Source organism: Streptomyces sp. PU-14G (assembly GCF_041028275.1).
Taxonomy (GTDB): domain Bacteria; phylum Actinomycetota; class Actinomycetes; order Streptomycetales; family Streptomycetaceae; genus Streptomyces.
Window position 1 is genome coordinate 1 of sequence record NZ_JASKYT010000458.1, and the last position, 4,739, is coordinate 4,739.

The window sequence follows — 4,739 nt, forward strand, 5'->3', positions numbered from 1 at the left end:
GAAGTCTCCCCGCCCGCCCGCCACCGGGAGGCGGCGGGCGGGCGGGGGAGCGGGTCACTCGTAGGAGTGCTCCGGCGCCGGGAACGCCCCGGAGACGACGTCCTCGGCGTAGGCGCGCGCGGCGTCACCGAGCGCGCCCCGCACGTCGGCGTACTGCTTCACGAAGCGGGGCAGCTTGCCGGGCGTGAGACCGGCCATGTCGGTCCACACCAGGACCTGCGCGTCGCAGTCGGCCCCCGCGCCGATGCCGACGGTCGGCACCTGCAACGCCCGGGTGACCTGGGCGGCGACGGGCGCGGGCACCGTCTCCATGACGACGGCGAAGGCCCCGGCGTCCTGGGCGGCCTTGGCGTCCCGCATCAGCTGGGCGGCAGCCTCCTCGCCGCGGCCCTGGACCCGGTAGCCCATGGCGTGCACGGACTGGGGGGTCAGTCCGATGTGGGCCATCACGGGGATGCCGGACCGCACGATGAGCTCGATCTGGCCGGCGGACCTCTCGCCGCCCTCCAGCTTCACGGCGCCGGCCCCGGCTTCCTTGACCAGCCGGGTGGCGCTGCGCAGGGCTTGGACCTCGCCTTCCTGGTAGGAGCCGAACGGCAGGTCGGCGACGATGAGGGCCCGTTCTGTACCGCGTACGACCGCGGCGGTCAGCAGGGCCATCTGGTCGAGGGTGACGGGAACGGTCGTCTCGTACCCGAGGTGGCAGTTGCCGGCCGAGTCGCCGACGAGCAGCACGGGGATGCCGGCCTCGTCGAAGACCGAGGCGGTCATCGCGTCGTACGCGGTGAGCATGGGCCACCTCTCGCCCCGCTCCTTGGCGAGTGCGAGGTCGCGCACGGTCACACGGCGATTGCGGGTTCCTCCGTAGAGCGTCTGTGGCATGGCTCTGTCTCCAAAATGTCGTCTCGAAGCGCCCTGACGGCGTCTCCGGATCAGGGCCCATGCTGGCACGCCCCCGACGCCCCCGGTAGGGGAGGCACCTCGGCGGTCCCGGGCGTGGGCGGCGGGCTGCGCGCCGGGGCGTGCGCGGGCGTGTGAGGTGCGCGTTGTGTCACAGCCACGAAACCGCCTCGACCTGCCGGAACCCGGCAGCCCCCGCCTCTCGTCTTCTCAGCAGACTCCCTACCCGACCCACCGGGTTCCGGGCGAAGACGGCAGTTGGACCGAAGGGTTTAACTGGTTGAGAACCGGCATCGCCTATCGTTCATCGGGCACCAGCACAGGCAAGTGAGGACGGCGGATGGCGCGCGCGTACACGTCGGAGGCCACGTACAGCGAAGACGGCGACCGGCGGGCGGGATTCTTCTCCCGGCTCGCACGGCGGCCCGGCGGCCGTCAGGGCAGGGCCTTCTCCGGCTGGTCAGGCCCGGGGAAATGGCGGCGCGGCTGGGTGCCGGCGGCGCTCGCGGTCGTCCTCGCTCTGGCGTTCCTCCTGCACGCCGAGATCCCCAACTCCATCGGCAACCTCGGTTCGCTGTGGGAGACGTTCCTGCCCTGGGGCGGCCTGGGGATCGTGGTGCTGCTCCTCGCGGGGTTGCTGCGGCGTTCGGTCACCGCGCTGCTCGCGCTGGTGCTGCCCTCGCTCATGTGGCTGAACTTGTTCGGCGGCGTCTTCGGCGACAAGTCGGCCGCCGCCTCGGGCGATCTGACGGTCGTCACCCACAACGTCAACGCGGAGAACCCCGATCCCCGGGGTACGGCCAGGAAGTTGGCCGCCTCGGGGGCCGACGTCATCGCGCTGGAGGAGGTGTCACGGCCGCAGGCCGCCTCCTACCGGGCGGGCCTGGACAAGACGCATCCGTACCACAAGCTCACCGGCACGGTCGGGATCTGGAGCAAGTACCCGCTGACCGACATCCGGGCCGTCGACCTCAAGATGGGCTGGCCTCGTGCCATGCGCGCCACCGTGGAGACGCCCAAGGGGGACGTTGCCGTCTACGCCGCCCACCTGCCGTCCGTGCGTGTGCAGTTCCGCGCGGGCTTCACGGCCGGGCAGCGGGACGGCAGCGCCGACGCGCTCGGTGAGGCCATCTCCGACGACCCGGCGGACAACGTGGTCCTCCTCGGCGATCTGAACGGCACCATGAACGACCGGGCGCTCGCCCCGATCACCTCGCAACTGCGCTCCGCGCAGGGTGCCGCGGGCGACGGGTTCGGCTTCAGCTGGCCCGCCTCGTTCCCGATGGCCCGGATCGACCAGATCATGGTCAAGGGCCCCGACCCGGTCTCCGCGTGGACCCTGCCGTCCACCGGCAGCGATCACCTGCCGATCGCGGCGAAGCTGAACCTCACGGACTGAGCGTGGGCACGCACTCCGCGTGCCCATGCGCTCACGACAGGGGCCTGTGCAGATCCCCGGCAGCCGGCTTCGCCTGCCCGTAACGCCGTGTTTTGCGCCTCGGAACATCTGGCTGCGAGACTTTGTTCTTCGGCAAAACATTCAGGGCGCCCCGGCGCTGCGCCGCCCTGCCCTGCATGCGCGCGTGCCCGCGCCCCCCGTTGATCGTTCCGTATAGCTCGAAATCACCCGAAAGGTTCTTACCGCATGCCTCTGGCTCTGCTCGCACTCGCTGTGGGCGCCTTCGGGATCGGCACCACCGAGTTCGTGATGATGGGCCTGCTGCCGAACGTCGCCGACGATCTCGGCACGTCCGTGCCGACCGCCGGATACCTGGTGTCCGCCTACGCGCTCGGTGTCGTCCTCGGCGCCCCGCTGCTCACCGCCGTCGGCGCGCGCGTCCCGCGCAAGCTGATGCTGCTGCTGCTGATGGCGCTGTTCACGCTCGGCAACCTCGCCTCGGCCCTCGCGCCCGGATTCGGCACACTGCTGGCGGGGCGGGTGCTGGCCGGGCTGCCGCACGGTGCCTTCTTCGGCGTCGGCGCCGTCGTCGCCGCGCGTCTGGTGCGGGAGGGCCGTGCCGCCCGCGCCGTCGCCACGATGTTCCTGGGGCTGACCGTCGCCAACATCGTCGGCGTCCCCGGCGGTACCGCGCTGGGCCAGCAGTTGGGCTGGCGTGCCACCTTCGTGGTCGTCACCCTCATCGGCCTGGTCGCGATGGTCTCGCTCGCCCTGCTGGTGCCGCGCCTGCCGCTGGAGCACCAGGGCGGGGTCAAGCACGAACTGCGTGCCCTGGGCAACCGCCAGGTCGTGCTCGGGCTGCTGACCGCCGTCTTCGGGTTCGGCGGCGTCTTCGCCGTCTACAGCTACCTCGCCTCGATGATGACCGAGGTCACCGGGCTGGCCGAGTCGTCCGTGACGTGGGTGCTCGCCCTCTTCGGCATCGGCATGACGCTCGGCACGCTCGTCGCGGGACCGCTGACCGACCGGGCCCCGCGCCGCACCCTGTACGCGGCGCTCGGTCTGATGGCCGTCATCATGGTGGTCTTCCACTTCGCGGCGCCCGTCACGTGGGCGGCGCTGGTCCTGGTGGGGCTGCTGGGCGCCGTCGGGTTCCTGATCACCACGCCCGTCCAGATGCTGGTGATGCGTGCCGCCTCGAACGCGCCCACGCTGGCCTCGGCGTCGAACCACTCGGCGTTCAACCTCGCCAACGCGGGCGGTGCCTGGCTCGGCGGCGTCGTCATCTCGGCGGGCTGGGGGTGGATGTCGCCCACACTCGTCGGCGCGGTCCTCGCCCTGGCGGGTCTGGCGATCGCGCTCGTGGCGGGCACCGCGGCCCGCGGCGAGTCGCGGGTGGTGGCCCGCGCGGGCGAGCACCCGGTCGAGGTCCACTCGGGCAGCTGAGGCGCCGGCGTCCCCGTACCCGCATCCCCGTACCCGCATCCCTGTCATACCCGGGTCCCCCTGTCATACCCGGGAGGTAGCCGGCAGGTGGGCTCCGTGGGGTGACGCGGTGCGGGGTGCCGGCTCCGTACTTTCGGCGGGTCCCGTCACCGGCCCCCGGGAGTCCGCATGGCGCTCGGTCCCCGTCACCGCTGTCCAGCCGGAGCCGCGCGCGGTCTCGTCCGCGCGATCGGGTCCGCCACGCCACCGGGCCGCGACCGTCCCGCCGACGCGCTGCGCGCCCTGGCCGTCCTCGGCGTGGTCCTCGGGCACTGGCTGGTGACCGCCCTCGTCCCCGAGGGCGGCACGCTGCACGTCGTCAGCCCGCTGGAGCGGCTGCCCGCTGTGACACCGCTCTCCTGGCTGTTGCAGACCCTCGCGGTCTTCTTCCTGGTGGGCGGGCGGATGGCGGCCGGCGGCTGGGCGTCGGCGCGGGCACGCGGTCTCGGATACCGGGGCTGGCTGGCCGCCAGACTGACCCGGCTGTGGCGTCCCGTGACGGCGCTGCTGTGCGGGTGGACGGCCGTCTCGGTGGTGCTGCTCGCGGCCGGTGCCCCAGGCGGGACGGTACGGACGCTCGGCACACTCGTCCTCTCGCCGCTGTGGTTCCTGCTGGTGTACGCGGGCCTCACGGCGCTGACGCCCTGGGTCGCCCGGCTGCACCCGCTGTGGCCGTTCGCCGTCGTGGTGCACGTGGACCTGGTCCGGCGGGGGCTGGGCGGCCCGGAGTGGCTGGGCTGGCTCAACCTGGCCGCGGGCTGGCTCGTCCCGTACTGCCTCGGCGCCGCGTGGGCGCGGGGCGGGCACCCGCTGTGGCCGTTCGCCGTCGTGGTGCACGTGGACCTGGTCCGGCGGGGGCTGGGCGGCCCGGAGTGGCTGGGCTGGCTCAACCTGGCCGCGGGCTGGCTCGTCCCGTACTGCCTCGGCGACGGCGGTGCTCGTGCTGTGCGCCGGC

At 72.8% G+C, this 4,739-nt stretch carries 4 protein-coding genes; 3 read left to right on the forward strand and 1 reads right to left on the reverse strand.

The genetic code is table 11. The annotated features are described in order from the left end of the window. Positions 1-54: 54 nt before the first annotated feature. Positions 55-882: a 3-methyl-2-oxobutanoate hydroxymethyltransferase gene (gene panB / locus AB8Z75_RS31375; RefSeq protein ID WP_369207962.1), complete on the reverse strand. Its 828-nt coding sequence runs from the start codon at positions 880-882 to the stop codon at positions 55-57. 358 nt (positions 883-1,240) lie between these two features. On the opposite strand from panB, the gene AB8Z75_RS31380 reads away from it, so the two are divergent. The 3 genes from AB8Z75_RS31380 to AB8Z75_RS31390 form a co-directional block, all read left to right on the forward strand. After that, positions 1,241-2,299, forward strand: coding sequence for an endonuclease/exonuclease/phosphatase family protein (locus AB8Z75_RS31380; protein WP_369207964.1), 1,059 nt, complete (start codon positions 1,241-1,243; stop codon positions 2,297-2,299). 246 nt (positions 2,300-2,545) lie between these two features. Next, positions 2,546-3,745: an MFS transporter gene (locus AB8Z75_RS31385; RefSeq protein WP_369207966.1), complete on the forward strand. Its 1,200-nt coding sequence runs from the start codon at positions 2,546-2,548 to the stop codon at positions 3,743-3,745. Between the two features lie 168 nt (positions 3,746-3,913). Continuing rightward, positions 3,914-4,739 (forward strand): acyltransferase (locus tag AB8Z75_RS31390; RefSeq protein WP_369207968.1); only part of this gene is annotated, 826 nt, incomplete at its 3' end.